The organism is Cupriavidus sp. KK10 (assembly GCF_018223725.1).
GTDB classification, from domain to species: Bacteria; Pseudomonadota; Gammaproteobacteria; order Burkholderiales; family Burkholderiaceae; genus Cupriavidus; species Cupriavidus necator.
On sequence record NZ_CP073677.1, the window covers coordinates 1,363,860 to 1,377,914 of the forward strand.

The window sequence follows — 14,055 nt, forward strand, 5'->3', positions numbered from 1 at the left end:
TCAGGACTTGGGCGCGGCTGGCTTGCCGGCCGCCCGGGCGCGGCGCTTGTAGGGGCGAAGGTACAGGATGGTGCTGGTGAAGTACACCAGCGTCAGCGCCACCTCCACCCACGCCAGCGTGGACGAGGGGGCGCGGTCGCTGGTGGCGCGCACGATGCCCTCGGTGAAGAACAACAGGATCAGCATCGACGACCACTGCATGGTGTAGCGGTTGCGCGTCAGCAAGCCGCGCAGCGGCAGCAGCAGCGGCAGGAACTTGATGATCAGCCACGACCCCCCGGGGCGCAGCGGCGCCAGGAACCATTCCCAGGCAATGCACAGCACCATCAGCGCCAGCAGGCTGCCCACGCTGAACCGGTACAGCCAAGGGCTGTGCAGCGCCTGGTCGCTCTCGGGGATGGGGCTCATGCCGCGTCTCCCGCCAGGCGCAGCGCGGTCTGCGCCAGCCGCCGGCCCATGGCGATGGCCAGTCCAGATTCGTCTTCCGTGACCGGGCCGCGGTTGTCGCCGTGGGCATGGTGGCTGGGGCCGTAGGGCGTGCCACCGGAGGCCGTGGTCATCAGGCCCTTCTCGGAATACGGCAGGCCCAGGATCAGCATGCCGTGGTGCAGCAGCGGCAGCATCATCGACAGCAGCGTGGTTTCCTGCCCGCCGTGCAGGCTGCCGGTGGCGGTGAACACGCAGGCCGGCTTGCCGGTCAGCGCGCCCGACAGCCACTGCGCCACGGTGCCGTCCAGGAAGTACTTCATCGGCGCGGCCATGTTGCCGAAGCGGGTGGGGCTGCCCAGGGCCAGGCCGGCGCATTCCTCCAGGTCGCGCAGCTCGGCATAGGGCGGGCCGTCGGCCGGGATATCGGACGCGGTTGCCTCGCACACGGTGGAAACCGGCGGCACGGTGCGCAGCCGGGCCTGGGCGCCGGGGACGCTGTCAATACCGTTGGCAATCAGTTCGGCAAGTTTGCGGGTGCTGCCGTGGCGGCTGTAATACAGGACGAGGATGTCGGTCATGGAGCGGGATGGCCGGCGGTGGCGGGGTGGTGTTGCGCGAAGGATGCCGGAAGCAATGCGCGTATTATAGATGCGCCCCCCGCGCCATCTCCCATCGGCTTCGCGCCCCCGGTGCCGCGGGCCGCCTGTTTATCCGTCAGAACCAGATCCAGGAGGTCGTTTGCGCATGATTGGACCCCGCGTTGCCCGCCTGCGCCGGGAATGGAACCTGCAGAAGGTACGCGCCCTGGCGCGCTATGCACTGCGCCGCGCCGGCGAAGACCGGCTGCCGCAGGTCTCGGCCAGCCTGACCTTCACCACCGTGCTGGCCGTGGTGCCGGTGCTGACGGTGGCGTTCGCGCTGCTGGCCGCGTTCCCGGTGTTCCGCGACTTCCGCAACGCCATCGAGTCGTTCCTGTTCCAGAACCTGATCCCCGGCAACGTCAGTGAATCGATCCAGCGCTACCTCGGCATGTTCGCCAAGAGCGCGCGCGGGCTGACCGCAATGGGCCTGGGCGGACTGATGGTCACCTCGGTGCTGACCATGCTGACCGTGGAAGATGCGCTCAATGCGATCTGGCGCGTCAAGCAGCGCCGCCCGCTGGCGCAGCGGGTGCTGGTGTTCTGGGCGGTGCTGACCTTCGGGCCGGTGCTGATCGGCGCGAGCCTGTCGATCAGCTCTTACCTGATCTCGGTCTCGGCGGGCTATGTCGGCACCATGCCGGTGGGGCTGGGGCTGCTGGTGGGCGCAACGCCGGTGCTGCTGTCGGCGCTGGCCTTTGCCTTCCTGTACACGGCGGTGCCCAATGCCTATGTCGAATGGCGCGATGCCATCGTGGCGGGCCTGGTGGCGGCGATCGCGTTCGAGTTTGCCAAGCGCGGCTTCGGCTATTTCATCACGCATATCCCGACTTACACGGCGGTCTACGGCACCTTCGCGGCGCTGCCCATCTTCCTGCTCTGGATCTACCTGAGCTGGCTGGTGACGCTGCTGGGTGCGACCATCGCCGCCAACCTGCCGGTGATCCGGCAGGGCTACTGGCGCCGCCGCACCTTTGCCGGCAGCGAGTTCTTCGACGCGCTGGGCGTGCTGCTGCTGCTCTACCGCGCGCGCGACGAAGTGCCGCGCAGCGTCGGCGAACTGGACCTGGGCCGTAAGCTGCGGGTTGAGGCCGATTACCTGTCGGGCCTGCTGGGCAAGCTCAAGGCCTTGCACCTGATTGGACGCCTGCAGCAGGAGCGTGGCCAGGCCCACTGGGCGCTGCTGTGCGATCCGTCGCAGGTGACGCTGCGGACGTTGCATGACCGGTTGGTGCTGAACCTGCCGCGGCTGCCGCGCACGGCGCTTGCGCAGCAGCTTCGCGGCGCCGATGCGCTCAAGTCGATTCTGGACAATCCGCAGCTGGACCAGACGCTGGAGGCGGTGTTCCGGCAGCAGCCGGCCGATCTGCCGCCGACTGAAGGAGATGGGGGGAGCCATCTGCAGCGGCGCACGCTGGAAGTGGTGCCGCCGGGCTGGCATGGGCAGGTGTAAGGCCCGGGCCAGCCCGGCGACAGTGAAGTTGCCTAGAACGGAATCTTGCCCCGCCAGATATCGGCATACATCACCCAGTCTCCCATCAGGCTGTAAAGCGGATGCCGGAACGTCGCCGGCCGGTTCTTCTCGAAACCAAAGTGCCCGACCCAGGCAAAGGCGTAACCTGCCAGCACAGCGGCCAGCAGCCACCACGCATTGCCGGTAACCACCAGCGCCACCAGACACAGCAGCGCCACCGTCGACCCGGCAAAATGCAGCCGCCGGCAGGTACGGTTCTGGTGTTCGGCCAGGTAGTAGGGATAAAAGGCCGCGAAGTTTTCGAACTCGCGCGCGCGGGCGTGGGCCATGGCTGTCTCCGGCAGGTCTTGTTTTGTGCAGTGTAGACCTTCTGCGCAGAGGTGCCGGGAGGCTGGCCGCCGGCGTGGCCGGCCAGCCATCTGCGGCCAGGCTTAGCCGGCCGCGACCACCTTGCGCGCAAACGCCGCCAGCGCGTCCAGCACTTCATCCGGGCGTTCGCCCATCAGCGCGTGGCCGCACGGGACCGTGACCAGGTTCGCCTTGGCCATCTTGCCGGCCAGCGCCTGGGCCGCCTTGGGCGACGTCATCATGTCCTTGGTGCCGGTGATGAAGAGCGCGGGGCAGGCGACCGCGGCCGCGGCCTCTTCGCCATGGGCGTAGGCATTGCAGGCCGAGAAGTCATTGTGGAACACATGGGCCTGCGGGTTGTTGCGCGACACGCGCTCCATCAGCCGCTGGCTGCCGCCGTGCATCCACGCGCCCGGCCCGGGCGAAGACGGCTTGTTGGCCAGGCTCGAATGCGACCAGGTGTTGACCATGGCGATGGCCTCGCCCTCGCGGTTGAGCGAAGCGTCCAGCAGCGCGTCCGAGACCTTCATCGGGTAAGCCGTGGCCAGCAGGCCGATGCCGCGCACGGCCTGCGCATGCCGCGCCGCGCATTCCAGCGCGATCAGCGAGCCCATGCTGTGGCCGAACACGAAGGCCGGCGCCTTCACGCCGGCGGCCGCCACCAGCGCCATGACCCAGTCGGCCATGGCCTCGACGGTGGCCAGCGGCGCGCCCTTGCTGCGGTTGTGGCCCGGCAGGTCCACCGCCAGCACCGAGAAGCCGTGGTTGGCAAACCAGCGCGTCTGCAGGGCCCACACGCTGTGGTCGTTCTGCGCGCCGTGGACAAACACGGCACAGGGCAGGGCGGGATCGAAGGGTTTGCCGCCGGTATAGGCGTAGGCCGGCTGGCCTGCAATGGTCAGTTCCATCAGGCTTGCCCTCCCTTGCCGCTCATGGCCTTTTCGGCCGCCTTCAGGCCGCGCTTGAGATCGTCGATCAGGTCATCCGGGTCTTCCAGCCCGATCGACAGCCGGATCGTGCCCTCGGTGATGCCGGCCGACTGCAGCGCCGCCGCGTCCATGCGGAAGTGCGTGGTCGAAGCCGGGTGGATCACCAGCGAGCGTGCGTCGCCCACGTTGGCCAGGTGCGAGAACAGCGACATGCTCTCGATAAAGCGCTGGCCGGCCACGCGGTTGCCCTTCAGGTTGAAGCTGAACACCGCGCCGCAGCCGCGCGGCAGCAGGCGCTTGGCCAGTTCGTAGTCAGGGTGCGATTCCAGTTCCGGGTAGGACACCGATTCCACCATCGGGTGCGAGACCAGGAACTGCACCACCTTGCGAGTGTTGTCGACATGCCGGCTCATGCGCAGCGGCAGCGTCTCCACGCCCTGCAGCAGCTGCCAGGCGGCCATCGGGTTCATGCAGGCACCGAAGTCGCGCAGGCCCTCGCGGCGCGCGCGCAGCAGGAAGGGCGCCACCGTGCTTTCCTCGGTGAACACCATGTTGTGGAAGCCCTCGTACGGCTCGGACAGCTCCGGGAAGCGCCCGGAGGCCTCGAAGTCGAAGGTGCCGCCTTCGACCAGCACGCCGCCGATGGTGGTGCCGTGGCCGCCCAGGAACTTGGTGGCCGAATGGTAGAGCAGGCCGGCGCCGTGGTCGAACGGGCGCAGCAGGTAGGGCGTGGTGAAGGTGGAATCCACCAGCAACGGGATGCCGTTGTCCTGGCCCAGTTGCGCCAGCGTCGGGATGTCCAGCACGTCCAGTCCCGGGTTGCCCAGGGTCTCGCCGAACAGCAGCCGGGTATTGGGCCGGATCGCCGCGCGCCAGGCGTCGATGTCGCGCGCCTTGACAAAGGTGGTCTCGATGCCGAAGCGGCGCAGAGTGTAGTGCAGCAAGTTGTGCGAGCCGCCATACAGTGCCGACGAGGCCACCACGTGCGAGCCCGCGCCCATCAGAGTGGCCACCGCCAGGTGCAGCGCGGCCTGGCCCGAGGCCGTGGCGATGGCGCCGGCGCCGTTCTCCAGCGCGGCGATGCGCTCTTCGAGCACGGCCACGGTGGGGTTGGAAATACGAGAGTAGACGTGCCCCGCGCGCTCCATGTTGAACAGCGACGCGGCGTGCTCGCTGTCGCGGAACACGAAGGACGTGGTCAGGTGGATAGGGGTGGCGCGGGCCCCGGTGGCGGGGTCTGGCGCGGCGCCGGCGTGCAGCGCAAGCGTGTCGAATCGGGTTCCGGACATGGTCGGTCGGCCTTGAGTTGTCTCCGGCCAGCATCGTAGCACCGTGCGCCCGCCGACGCCCGCAAACCGGCCTCCCGCTTTACTTTGACGGCGGGTTTGGGCTAGGATCGGCCAACGGGGCGCTACGATGCAGAGTGCGCCCGCACACCCATAGACAGATAACAATGTGACCGGTATCGCCCCCTGTGCCCCCGGCCGGAGCGATGCCCTCAGTTTGAGCGCAGGCAGCGGAGACCAACATGAAAGTCAGCGACATCCTCCAGATCAAGGGCAATACGCTCTATACCGTGACGCCTGACACCTCCTTGCTGGTAGCCGTCCACACCATGGCCGAGCACGATATCGGCTCGCTGGTGGTGATGGAATACGGCGACCTGGTCGGCATGCTGACCTTCCGCGAGATCATCGAGACGCTGGCCCGAAATAATGGCAACGTCGGCAGCACCAGCATCCGCAAGGTGATGGACGATGCGCCGCTGACCTGCACCATGGAGACCGACGTCAACGAGGTCCGCCGCATGATGCTGGAACGTCACACCCGCTACCTGCCGGTGCTCGACAACCGCACGCTGATGGGCGTGATTTCCTTCTACGACGTCGCCAAGGCCGTAGTCGAGGACCAGAGCTTCGAGAACAAGATGCTCAAGGCCTATATCCGCGACTGGCCGGAAGAGCGCGCCGAGTAATTGCGCCGGGCCGCCCGGGCTGAAGCTTCCTTCGGAAATACCCTCGGTTGGCGCCACGGGGCCGTGGCGGGGTGGCGGCCGAACCCCGGCTCCGGCACACTAGCCGGCGTTCCCATTTCGGCGGCGGTCCCCTGACCGACCGGCCCATCCATGAGCCAACACAGCCAGTTCCGACTGCTCGGCCTGCGCCGCTTCGCCCCGTTCTTCTGGACCCAGTTCCTTGGGGCGATGAACGACAACGTCTTCAAGGTCGCCTTCACCTCGCTGGTGACTTACCACACGGCACTGTTCGAGGGCGTGGACGCGCGCAGCGCGGCCTTTCTGATCTCGGCCATCTTTATCGCGCCGTTCGTGCTGTTTTCGGCCACCAGCGGGCAGATCGCCGACAAGCTGGAGAAGTCGCGCCTGATCCGGCTGGTCAAGTCGCTGGAAATCGCCATCATGGTGCTGGGCCTGGCCGGCTTTGCCTGGCACAGCGCGCCGCTGCTGTACGCCGGCACCTTCCTGATGGGGCTGCATTCCACGCTATTCGGCCCGGTCAAGTTTGCCTACCTGCCGCAGCACCTGGATGAAAGCGAGCTGGTCGGCGGCAACGGGATGGTGGAGATGGGCACCTTTGTCGCGATCCTGATCGGGACGCTGATCGGCGGCGAACTGGCCGGGCTTCAGCAGGGCGGCACGATCGTGGGGCCGATGTACGTGGGCGCGGTGTGCGTGGTGATCGCGGTGGCGGGGCGGCTGGTGTCGGGCCGCATCCCGGTCTCGCCGGCGCCGCAGCCGGACCTGCGCATCAACTGGAACCCGTTCTCCGAGACCTGGCGCAACCTGGTGCTGGCGCGCGGCAACCGCACGGTATTCCTGAGCCTGCTCGGCATTTCGTGGTTGTGGTTCCTGGGCGCCACCTTCCTGACCTCGTTCTTCAGCTATGCCAAGGATGTGCTGGGCGGCGACCAGAACGTGGTGACGCTGCTGCTGGCGGTGTTCTCGCTGGGCATCGGCACCGGTTCACTGCTGTGCGAGCGCTTGTCCGGGCGCCATGTCGAGATCGGCCTGGTGCCGTTCGGCTCGATCGGCATGACAGTGTTCGCAGTCGACCTGTACTTTGCCAGCCAGGGGCAGGCACCCGTGGCGCTGAGCGGCATCGGCGGCTTCCTGGCCGAGCCGCGCCACTGGCGCGTGCTGGTGGACCTGTTCTTGCTGGCCATGTTCGGCGGGTTCTACAGCGTGCCGCTGTACGCGCTGATCCAGAGCCGCAGCGCACCCACGCACCGCGCCCGCATCATCGCCGCCAACAACATCCTGAACAGCTTCTTCATGATTGCCGCTTCGCTGCTGGGCGTGGCGATGACGCGGGCGGGCTACAGCATCCCGCAGCTGTTCCTGGTGGTGGGGCTGCTCAATGCGGTGGTGGCGGTCTACATCTACTCGCTGGTGCCGGAATTCCTGCTGCGCTTTATCGCGTGGATCCTGGTCCATACCCTCTACCGGCTGCGCCGCGTCAACGCCGAGCGCATTCCCGCCGACGGCCCGGCCGTGCTGGTCTGCAACCACGTCAGCTTTGCCGACGCGGTGGTGCTGATGGCCTGCAGCCCGCGCCCGGTGCGCTTCCTGATGGACCACAACATCTTCAGGGTGCCGCTGCTGTCGTGGTTCTTCCGCCAGGCCCGGGCGATCCCGATCGCGCCGGCGCACGAGAATCCGGACATGCTCAAGCGTGCCTATGACAGCGTGGCGCAGGCGCTGGACGAGGGGGATCTGGTCTGCATCTTCCCCGAAGGCAAGATCACCGCCACCGGCGAGATCAACCCGTTCAAGCAGGGCGTGCAGCAGATCATCCGGCGCACGCCGGTGCCGGTGGTGCCGATGGCGCTGCGCGGGCTGTGGGGCAGCTTCTTCTCGCGCAAGGGGGCACCGGCGATGTCGCGGCCGTTCCGGCGCGGCATCCTGAACCGGCTGGAGCTGGTGGTGGGCGAGCCCGTGCCGCCCGAGGCCGCCACCCCGGAGGGGCTGCAGCAGATGGTGCAGGCCCTGCGCGGCGACTGGCGCTAAATCCGTTGTGCGGAACCCGAATCCACAATGATCACGCTCTATACCTTTGGCGCCGCCTTCGGGCTGCCCGACGCCAGCCCCTTCGTCACCAAGGCCGAGATGCTGCTCAAGCTGGCCGGCCTGCCTTACCAGGCGCGCCGCGGCAGCCTGCGGCGCGCGCCCAAGGGCAAGCTGCCCTACCTGGACGACATGGGCCGGATCGTGGCGGATTCCACCATGATCCGCTGGCATATCGAGAAGACCTACCACATCGACTTCGACGCCGGCCTGAGCGCGGCCGAGCGCGGCATCGCCTGGGCCGCCGAGAAGCTGATGGAAGACCACCTGTACTGGGCGGTGGCGCGGGTGCGCTGGCTGGACCAGGCCAACTTCGACAAGGGGCCGGCCCAGTTCTTCCGCGGCGTGCCGGCGCCGGTGCGCGGCCTGGCCGAGCGGCTGGTGCGCTACAAGGTGCGCAAGACGCTGTGGGGGCAGGGCCTGGGCCGGCACAGCGAAGAAGACCTGGTGGCGCTGGCCAGCAAGGGCGTGACCTCGATTGCCGACATCCTGGGCGACAAGCCCTACCTGATGGGCAACGCGCCATGCGGGGCCGACGCCACGCTGTTTGCCTTTGCCGGCAGCCTGCTGTGCCCCGTATTCGACACTCCGATCCGCACCGCGGCCGAGGGGCATGCCAACCTGGTGGCCTATATGGAGCGGATGCGCGCCGAGTTCTACCCCGAACTGGTGCTGGCAAGCGCCGCCGCCTGAGCCTGTCGGGCCGCCCGAGGCCCGCCATTGGCCTTACAATGGAAACCTTCCCCAATTCCTGTGCGGTTTCCATCATGTCCGGCAACACCCTTGGCCTGCTTTTCACTGTTACCACCTTCGGCGAATCGCACGGGCCCGCCATCGGCGCGGTGGTGGACGGCTGCCCGCCGGGCATGGCGCTGACCGAGGCCGACATCCAGGGCGACCTGGACCGCCGCCGGCCCGGCACCTCGCGCCACGTCACGCAGCGCCAGGAAGCCGATCAGGTCGAGATCCTGTCCGGCGTGTTCGAGGGCAAGACCACTGGCACCCCGATCTGCCTGCTGATCCGCAATACCGACCAGCGCAGCAAGGACTACGGCAATATCGTCGAGACCTTCCGCCCGGGCCATGCCGACTACACCTACTGGCAGAAGTACGGCATCCGCGACCATCGCGGCGGCGGCCGCTCGTCGGCGCGCCTGACCGCGCCGGTGGTGGCGGCCGGGGCGGTGGCCAAGAAGTGGCTGCGCGAAAAGTACGGCACCGAGATCCGGGGCTACATGTCGCAGCTGGGCGAAATCGCCGTGCCGTTCACGGACTGGTCGCATGTGCCGCAGAACCCGTTCTTCGCGGCCAATGCCGACGTCATCCCTGAACTGGAAACCTATATGGACGCGCTGCGCCGCGACGGCGACTCCGTCGGCGCACGCATCGAGGTGGTGGCCAGCAACGTGCCGGTGGGCCTGGGCGAGCCGCTGTTCGACAGGCTCGACGCCGACATTGCCCACGCCATGATGGGCATCAACGCGGTCAAGGGCGTGGAGATCGGCGCCGGCTTCGACAGCGTGGCCCAGCGCGGCAGCGTCCATGGCGACGAGCTGACCGCCGAGGGCTTCCGCACCAACAATTCCGGCGGCGTGCTGGGCGGTATCTCCACCGGCCAGGACGTCACGGTGTCGCTGGCGATCAAGCCGACGTCTTCCATCCGCACCCCGCGCGAATCGATCGACAAGGCCGGCAATGCCGCCACCGTCGAGACCTTCGGCCGCCACGACCCGTGCGTGGGCATCCGCGCCACGCCGATCGCCGAGGCCATGCTGGCGCTGGTGCTGATCGACCACGCCCTGCGCCACCGCGCCCAGTGCGGCGACGTCAAGGTCGATACGCCGCGCATTCCCGCGCAGGCCGGCCAGACGCCTTGATCTGACCTCGCGTTGGCCACGCCTTTCGCGGGCGGCGGCGCCACCGGCGCCGGCCGCCCCGACTACGCCCGTTTCGGGCTCTTCTACCTTGGCTACTACGGCTACGTCGGCCTGATTTCGCCGTACGTCAGCCTGTATTTCGCCGACCGCGGCTTCAACCCGGTGCAGATCGGCGTGCTGATGGCGAGCTTCCAGGTCAGCCGCATCGTCGGGCCCTACCTGTGGGGCTGGCTGTCCGACGTGATGCACACGCGCGTGCGCATCCTGCGCGTGAGCGCGTTCACCTCGTTGTTGGCTTTCCTGATGCTGCCGGGTGTCGGCAGCTACGGCGGCATGATGGCGATGATGCTGACGCTGAGCCTGTTGACCAGCGCGATGTCGCCGCTGGGCGATGCCCTGACCATCTCCACGCTGCGCCGCTACGGCGCCTTCGACCATAGCTACGGCCGCATCCGCATGTTCGGCTCGGTCGGTTTTATCGGCGCGGTACTGGCCGGCGGGGCCTTGTTCGAAGCGGTCGGCATGCGCGCCTTCCCGTGGGTGGCCAGCACGCTGCTGGCGATCCTGGCCGGGGTGGTGCTGACCATGCGCGACGCCGCCGCCGACGGTCCGCACACTGCGCCGCCGCGCGCCTTGCCGCTGCTGCGCCGCCCGGACGTGGCCTGGTTCCTGGCGTCAGCCTTCCTGATGATGTTCGCGCACGCCGCGCTCTATGTGTTTTATTCGCTGTGGCTGGCACAGCTGGGCTACAGCAAGTTCGCCATTGGCGTGATGTGGACCATCGGCGTGGTCGCCGAGATCGTTTTCTTCTACTACCAGGGCCTGCTGTTCGCGCGCTATTCGCTGCGCACCATCCTGGCCGGCACCTTTGTGCTGGCGGCGCTGCGCTTCGGCCTGACCGGCTACTTTGCCCAGTTTGCCTGGCTCATGGCGCTGGTGCAGGTGCTGCACGCGGCCACCTTTGCCGCGCACCACAGCGCCAGCCTGAAGCGGTTGCAGGCCTGGTTTGCCGGGCCGCTGCAGGGGCGCGGGCAGGCGCTGTACACGGGCATTTCCTACGGCGTCGGCGGCACGCTGGGCGGGCTGGCGATGGGCTGGACCTGGAACGCGCTGGCGCCCGAGCATACGTTCGGGCTGGCCGCCATTGCCGCGGCGGCCGGCGCGCTCTGTGCGGTGATGAGCTTTCGCGCGGAAGGCGATGGCGCCGCTCAGGCCAGCGCTGCGCAGACCCGCTCGGCGATCGCCAGCGACGAGGTCAGCCCCGGCGACTCGATGCCGAACAGGTGAACCAGCCCCGGCACGCCGTGCACGGCGGGGCCGTCGATGCGGAAGTCTGCCGCCGCCTCATGCGGGCCGCTGATCTTGGGGCGGATGCCGGCATAGCCGGGTTGCAGCGCGCCGTCGGCCAGTCCGGGCCAGTAGCGCCGCACCTCGTCATAGAAGCCGTCGGCGTCGGCTGGGTCCACGCCGTATTCGATCTCGTCGATCCAGCGCACATTGGGGCCGAAGCGCGCCTGCCCGCCCAGGTCGATGGTCAGGTGCACGCCCAGCCCAGCCGCCTCGGGCACCGGGTAGATCAGCCGTGAGAACGGCGCGCGTCCGGCCAGCGTGAAATAGCAGCCCTTGGCGTAGTACTGCGGCGGGATATGGGCCTCGGGCATGCCGTCGATGCGGCGCGCCAGTTCCGGCGCGGTCAGCCCGGCCGAGTTCACCACCGTGCGCGCCAGCAGCGTGGTGACGCTGCCATCCTCGTTGCCGATCTCCAGCCGGATGCCGTCCGGCGTCACCGCGCCGCCCAGCACCGGCGACTGCACCGCCAGCATCGCGCCGGCGTTTTCCGCGTCGCCCAGCAGTGCGGTCATCAGGCCATGGCTGTCGACAATCCCGGTCGACGGTGACAGCAGCGCGGCATGGCACTGCAGTTGCGGCTCAAGCGCCTGCGCCTCGGCGCGGCTGACGAGGCGCAGGTCGTCCACGCCGTTGGCCGCCGCCTTGGCGCGGATGCCTTCGAGCGTGGCCACCTGGGCCGCGCTGGTGGCCACGATCAGCTTGCCGCAGCGCTGGTGCGCCACGTGGTGGCTGGCGCAGTAGTTGTACAGCATGGCCTTGCCGCGCACGCACAGCTGCGCCTTGAGCGAGCCGGCCGGGTAGTAGATGCCGGCGTGGATGACCTCGCTGTTGCGCGCGCTGGTGATGGTGCCGAAGGCGTTCTCGGCTTCCAGGATGATTACTTCGCGGCCCTGCAGCGCGAGTGCGCGCGCCACCGCCAGTCCCACCACGCCGGCGCCGATGACGACGCAATCCACTGTTTCCATGGTTGTTCCTCGCTTCAATGTCTGTGTGTTCGGGACTCAGGCCGTCAGGTCGAGGCGCGCGGCGGCGGCCGCAAGGTGCTGTTGCGCGGCGTTGCGGGCGGCCGCGGCGTCGCCGGCGGCAATGGCTTCGGCCAGCGCCGCATGTTCCTGGTCGGCGGCGCGCGGCGCGCCGGTCGTCACGCTCAGCCGCGAGGTGTTCTCCCAGGCGCGCTGGCGCGCGGCCAGCATCTGCTGGCTGACGAAATCGGTCAGGCCGGTAAAGCAGGGGTTGTGCGCGGCTTCCGCAATGGCATGGTGGAAGGCCATGTCGGCCGCCGCCGCGCTGGCCATGTCGCCCTGGCCGTCGGCCTGTGCCTGCATCGCCGCCAGTGCGCCGCGGATGGCATCGATATCGGCATCCGTGCGCCGCTGCGCGGCCATTTCGGCGCAGGCGGTTTCCACCACCCGGCGCAGTTCGAACAGCTGCGCCAGCGTCGGGCCGCCGTCGGGCGCGCTGGCCACGCGCCAGGCCTGGCCGCCCGGCGTCTCCGACACATAAGCGCCCGAGCCCTTGCGCGTCACCAGCACGCCATCGGCCTTCAACTGGGCGATGGCCTCGCGCACGATCGGCCGGCTCACGCCGAAGGTGTCGGCCAGGCTGGCCTCGGCCGGCAGGCGCGCGCCCGCGCCATAGCGGCCGGCGAGGATATCGTCGTGCAGGGTCTGGGCGATACGGCTGGCGAGGGAGGCCGGGCGAGGCAGGATGGTCATGGTTTGATATGTCAGGCTGTCAGACAGCTTTTGCGGATTTTCGGCCTAACTTTGCGGCGCGTCAAGGTTTCCGTAGGGAGCGAATGCTACACATGCGGCCTTAGTCAATCGCCGAGGGCTTAATTTCGCCGCGCCGGCGCCGATAGAAACCTGATACAGGTGGCGGATCCTGCGCGTCAGCTCCGCCCAGGGCTTGCCATGCCCCGTGGCGTCCAATGCCGGGGCCTACTGCGAACAGCCATGATCCAGCTCACACCTAACGATCTTCCCGTCGGATACCCGCTGCCCTGGTCATTGCTCGATGGCGAGGGCAACCTGGTGCTCGGCAGCGGCAGTGTCATTCCCGATGAACGCGACCTGGCGCTGGTGTTCCACCATGGCGTGGTCTGCCGCGAAGATGGTCACGACGATGCCGATGACGAACTGCGTCCGACCACCGGGCCGCTTGGCCTGCAGGTCGGCACGCTGCTGCATGTCAAGCATGAGGGCGAGGCCGCGCGCCCGGCCGCCAGCCGCCTGATCGGTTTTATCGAGCAGGGCCTGTTTGTCACCTGGCCGCAGCTCGGCGGGCGCGACCTGCCGCTGCAGGCGGGCGATTCCGTGCTGCTGCGCGGCTTCTCCGGACAGGCCATCCACAGCTTCACCTCGACCATCACCGCCGTGTGCCGCAGCCCGTTTCGCTACCTGGTGCTGTCGGCGCCGGTGCAGAAGCACGCAACGCCGGTACGCAAGGCCGCGCGCGTGCCTACCCGGCTGGCGGCCTACCTGACCGAGCCCGGCGATGACGACGGCATCGACACCGGCACGGCGCGGCTGGCGCTGCTGTCCGACCTCAGCACCGGTGGCGCGCTGGTGCAGACCACCGCGCCTGCGCCGGCGCCGGGCAGCCGCGTACGGCTGCGCTTCAAGATGCGCACGGCGTCGCTGGACAGCGAGGTCACCATCGACGGCTGGGTCCGCCTCGCGCCCCCCGGCGCGGCCAGCGACGATGCCGACTTCCCGGCCTTCGGCGTGGCCTTCGACGTGCTGGCCGAGCGCGAGCTGACGCTGCTGCAGTGCTACATTTACGAACAGCTGCTTTCCAGCACCCGTATGCCCTTGCAGCCCGCGGCTGTATTGGCCGTTTAGAAGGAATCCGCTAATGTTTTGATTGTCTCCTCGCGTCGGCCCGTCTTTACTGCTTCCAACATAAAAAGACCCACCACCGAGGAGAC

General features: G+C 68.2%; 14 protein-coding genes. 7 read left to right on the forward strand and 7 right to left on the reverse strand.

The features are described from left to right. Window positions 1-408 (reverse strand): DUF2069 domain-containing protein, encoded by a 408-nt coding sequence (locus tag KB879_RS06725; protein ID WP_013956293.1) that lies wholly within the window; start codon window positions 406-408, stop codon window positions 1-3. Then, a complete protein-coding gene (gene wrbA, locus KB879_RS06730) occupies window positions 405-1,007 on the reverse strand; it encodes an NAD(P)H:quinone oxidoreductase (RefSeq protein ID WP_013956294.1) in 603 nt (200 codons plus the stop codon). Before wrbA ends, KB879_RS06725 begins: the two co-directional genes overlap by 4 nt. Before the next feature lie 166 nt (window positions 1,008-1,173). Between wrbA and KB879_RS06735 the strand changes: the two genes are divergently transcribed. Continuing rightward, window positions 1,174-2,520 (forward strand): YihY family inner membrane protein, encoded by a 1,347-nt coding sequence (locus KB879_RS06735; protein ID WP_013956295.1) that lies wholly within the window; start codon window positions 1,174-1,176, stop codon window positions 2,518-2,520. A 32-nt stretch (window positions 2,521-2,552) separates the two neighbouring features. Here the strand turns inward: KB879_RS06735 and KB879_RS06740 are convergent, their stop codons facing one another. The 3 genes from KB879_RS06740 to KB879_RS06750 all read right to left on the reverse strand — a co-directional run bounded on the left by KB879_RS06740 (window position 2,553) and on the right by KB879_RS06750 (window position 5,107). Beyond that, window positions 2,553-2,870 carry an Mpo1-like protein gene (locus KB879_RS06740; RefSeq protein ID WP_013956296.1) on the reverse strand — a complete coding sequence of 106 codons (318 nt, stop codon included), beginning with the start codon at window positions 2,868-2,870 and terminating at the stop codon, window positions 2,553-2,555. 102 nt (window positions 2,871-2,972) lie between these two features. After that, window positions 2,973-3,797 carry an alpha/beta fold hydrolase gene (locus tag KB879_RS06745; protein ID WP_153956397.1) on the reverse strand — a complete coding sequence of 275 codons (825 nt, stop codon included), beginning with the start codon at window positions 3,795-3,797 and terminating at the stop codon, window positions 2,973-2,975. Continuing rightward, window positions 3,797-5,107 carry an O-acetylhomoserine aminocarboxypropyltransferase gene (locus KB879_RS06750; RefSeq protein WP_013956298.1) on the reverse strand — a complete coding sequence of 437 codons (1,311 nt, stop codon included), beginning with the start codon at window positions 5,105-5,107 and terminating at the stop codon, window positions 3,797-3,799. The genes KB879_RS06745 and KB879_RS06750 overlap by 1 nt, the downstream gene beginning before the upstream one ends. A gap of 239 nt (window positions 5,108-5,346) precedes the next feature. Between KB879_RS06750 and KB879_RS06755 the strand changes: the two genes are divergently transcribed. From KB879_RS06755 to KB879_RS06775, 5 genes are all read left to right on the forward strand, one after another. Next, the gene (locus KB879_RS06755) at window positions 5,347-5,793 is read left to right on the forward strand and encodes a CBS domain-containing protein (RefSeq protein WP_013956299.1); all 447 of its coding nucleotides are present in this window, start codon (window positions 5,347-5,349) and stop codon (window positions 5,791-5,793) included. 150 nt (window positions 5,794-5,943) lie between these two features. Next, the gene (locus tag KB879_RS06760; protein WP_013956300.1) at window positions 5,944-7,842 is read left to right on the forward strand and encodes an MFS transporter; all 1,899 of its coding nucleotides are present in this window, start codon (window positions 5,944-5,946) and stop codon (window positions 7,840-7,842) included. A gap of 27 nt (window positions 7,843-7,869) precedes the next feature. Beyond that, a complete protein-coding gene (locus KB879_RS06765; RefSeq protein ID WP_211980958.1) occupies window positions 7,870-8,592 on the forward strand; it encodes a glutathione S-transferase C-terminal domain-containing protein in 723 nt (240 codons plus the stop codon). 74 nt (window positions 8,593-8,666) lie between these two features. Continuing rightward, window positions 8,667-9,776 carry a chorismate synthase gene (gene aroC / locus KB879_RS06770; protein ID WP_041227845.1) on the forward strand — a complete coding sequence of 370 codons (1,110 nt, stop codon included), beginning with the start codon at window positions 8,667-8,669 and terminating at the stop codon, window positions 9,774-9,776. Window positions 9,777-9,788: 12 nt separating this feature from the next. Next, window positions 9,789-11,063: an MFS transporter gene (locus KB879_RS06775; protein ID WP_153956396.1), complete on the forward strand. Its 1,275-nt coding sequence runs from the start codon at window positions 9,789-9,791 to the stop codon at window positions 11,061-11,063. Here KB879_RS06775 and KB879_RS06780 read toward each other — a convergent pair. Together KB879_RS06780 and KB879_RS06785 are read right to left on the reverse strand one after the other, a co-directional pair. Continuing rightward, a complete protein-coding gene (locus tag KB879_RS06780) occupies window positions 10,985-12,091 on the reverse strand; it encodes an NAD(P)/FAD-dependent oxidoreductase (RefSeq protein WP_013956304.1) in 1,107 nt (368 codons plus the stop codon). The genes KB879_RS06775 and KB879_RS06780 overlap by 79 nt on opposite strands. A 36-nt stretch (window positions 12,092-12,127) precedes the next feature. Then, window positions 12,128-12,841: a FadR/GntR family transcriptional regulator gene (locus KB879_RS06785; RefSeq protein ID WP_013956305.1), complete on the reverse strand. Its 714-nt coding sequence runs from the start codon at window positions 12,839-12,841 to the stop codon at window positions 12,128-12,130. 240 nt (window positions 12,842-13,081) lie between these two features. Here KB879_RS06785 and KB879_RS06790 point away from each other — a divergent pair, with 240 nt between their 5' ends. After that, window positions 13,082-13,969 (forward strand): flagellar brake protein, encoded by an 888-nt coding sequence (locus tag KB879_RS06790; protein WP_041227847.1) that lies wholly within the window; start codon window positions 13,082-13,084, stop codon window positions 13,967-13,969. The last annotated feature ends 86 nt before the right edge of the window (window positions 13,970-14,055 follow it).

Bases quoted from the DNA above. Each gene is read 5' to 3' on its own strand.
- KB879_RS06790 (WP_041227847.1), top strand. From the start codon at position 13,082: ATGATCCAGCTCACACCTAACGATCTTCCCGTCGGATACCCGCTGCCC.
- KB879_RS06725 (WP_013956293.1), bottom strand. From the start codon at position 408: ATGAGCCCCATCCCCGAGAGCGACCAGGCGCTGCACAGCCCTTGGCTG.
- wrbA (WP_013956294.1), bottom strand. From the start codon at position 1,007: ATGACCGACATCCTCGTCCTGTATTACAGCCGCCACGGCAGCACCCGC.
- KB879_RS06745 (WP_153956397.1), bottom strand. From the start codon at position 3,797: ATGGAACTGACCATTGCAGGCCAGCCGGCCTACGCCTATACCGGCGGC.
- KB879_RS06740 (WP_013956296.1), bottom strand. From the start codon at position 2,870: ATGGCCCACGCCCGCGCGCGCGAGTTCGAAAACTTCGCGGCCTTTTAT.
- KB879_RS06780 (WP_013956304.1), bottom strand. From the start codon at position 12,091: ATGGAAACAGTGGATTGCGTCGTCATCGGCGCCGGCGTGGTGGGACTG.
- KB879_RS06750 (WP_013956298.1), bottom strand. From the start codon at position 5,107: ATGTCCGGAACCCGATTCGACACGCTTGCGCTGCACGCCGGCGCCGCG.
- KB879_RS06755 (WP_013956299.1), top strand. From the start codon at position 5,347: ATGAAAGTCAGCGACATCCTCCAGATCAAGGGCAATACGCTCTATACC.
- KB879_RS06765 (WP_211980958.1), top strand. From the start codon at position 7,870: ATGATCACGCTCTATACCTTTGGCGCCGCCTTCGGGCTGCCCGACGCC.
- KB879_RS06735 (WP_013956295.1), top strand. From the start codon at position 1,174: ATGATTGGACCCCGCGTTGCCCGCCTGCGCCGGGAATGGAACCTGCAG.
- KB879_RS06760 (WP_013956300.1), top strand. From the start codon at position 5,944: ATGAGCCAACACAGCCAGTTCCGACTGCTCGGCCTGCGCCGCTTCGCC.
- KB879_RS06785 (WP_013956305.1), bottom strand. From the start codon at position 12,841: ATGACCATCCTGCCTCGCCCGGCCTCCCTCGCCAGCCGTATCGCCCAG.
- aroC (WP_041227845.1), top strand. From the start codon at position 8,667: ATGTCCGGCAACACCCTTGGCCTGCTTTTCACTGTTACCACCTTCGGC.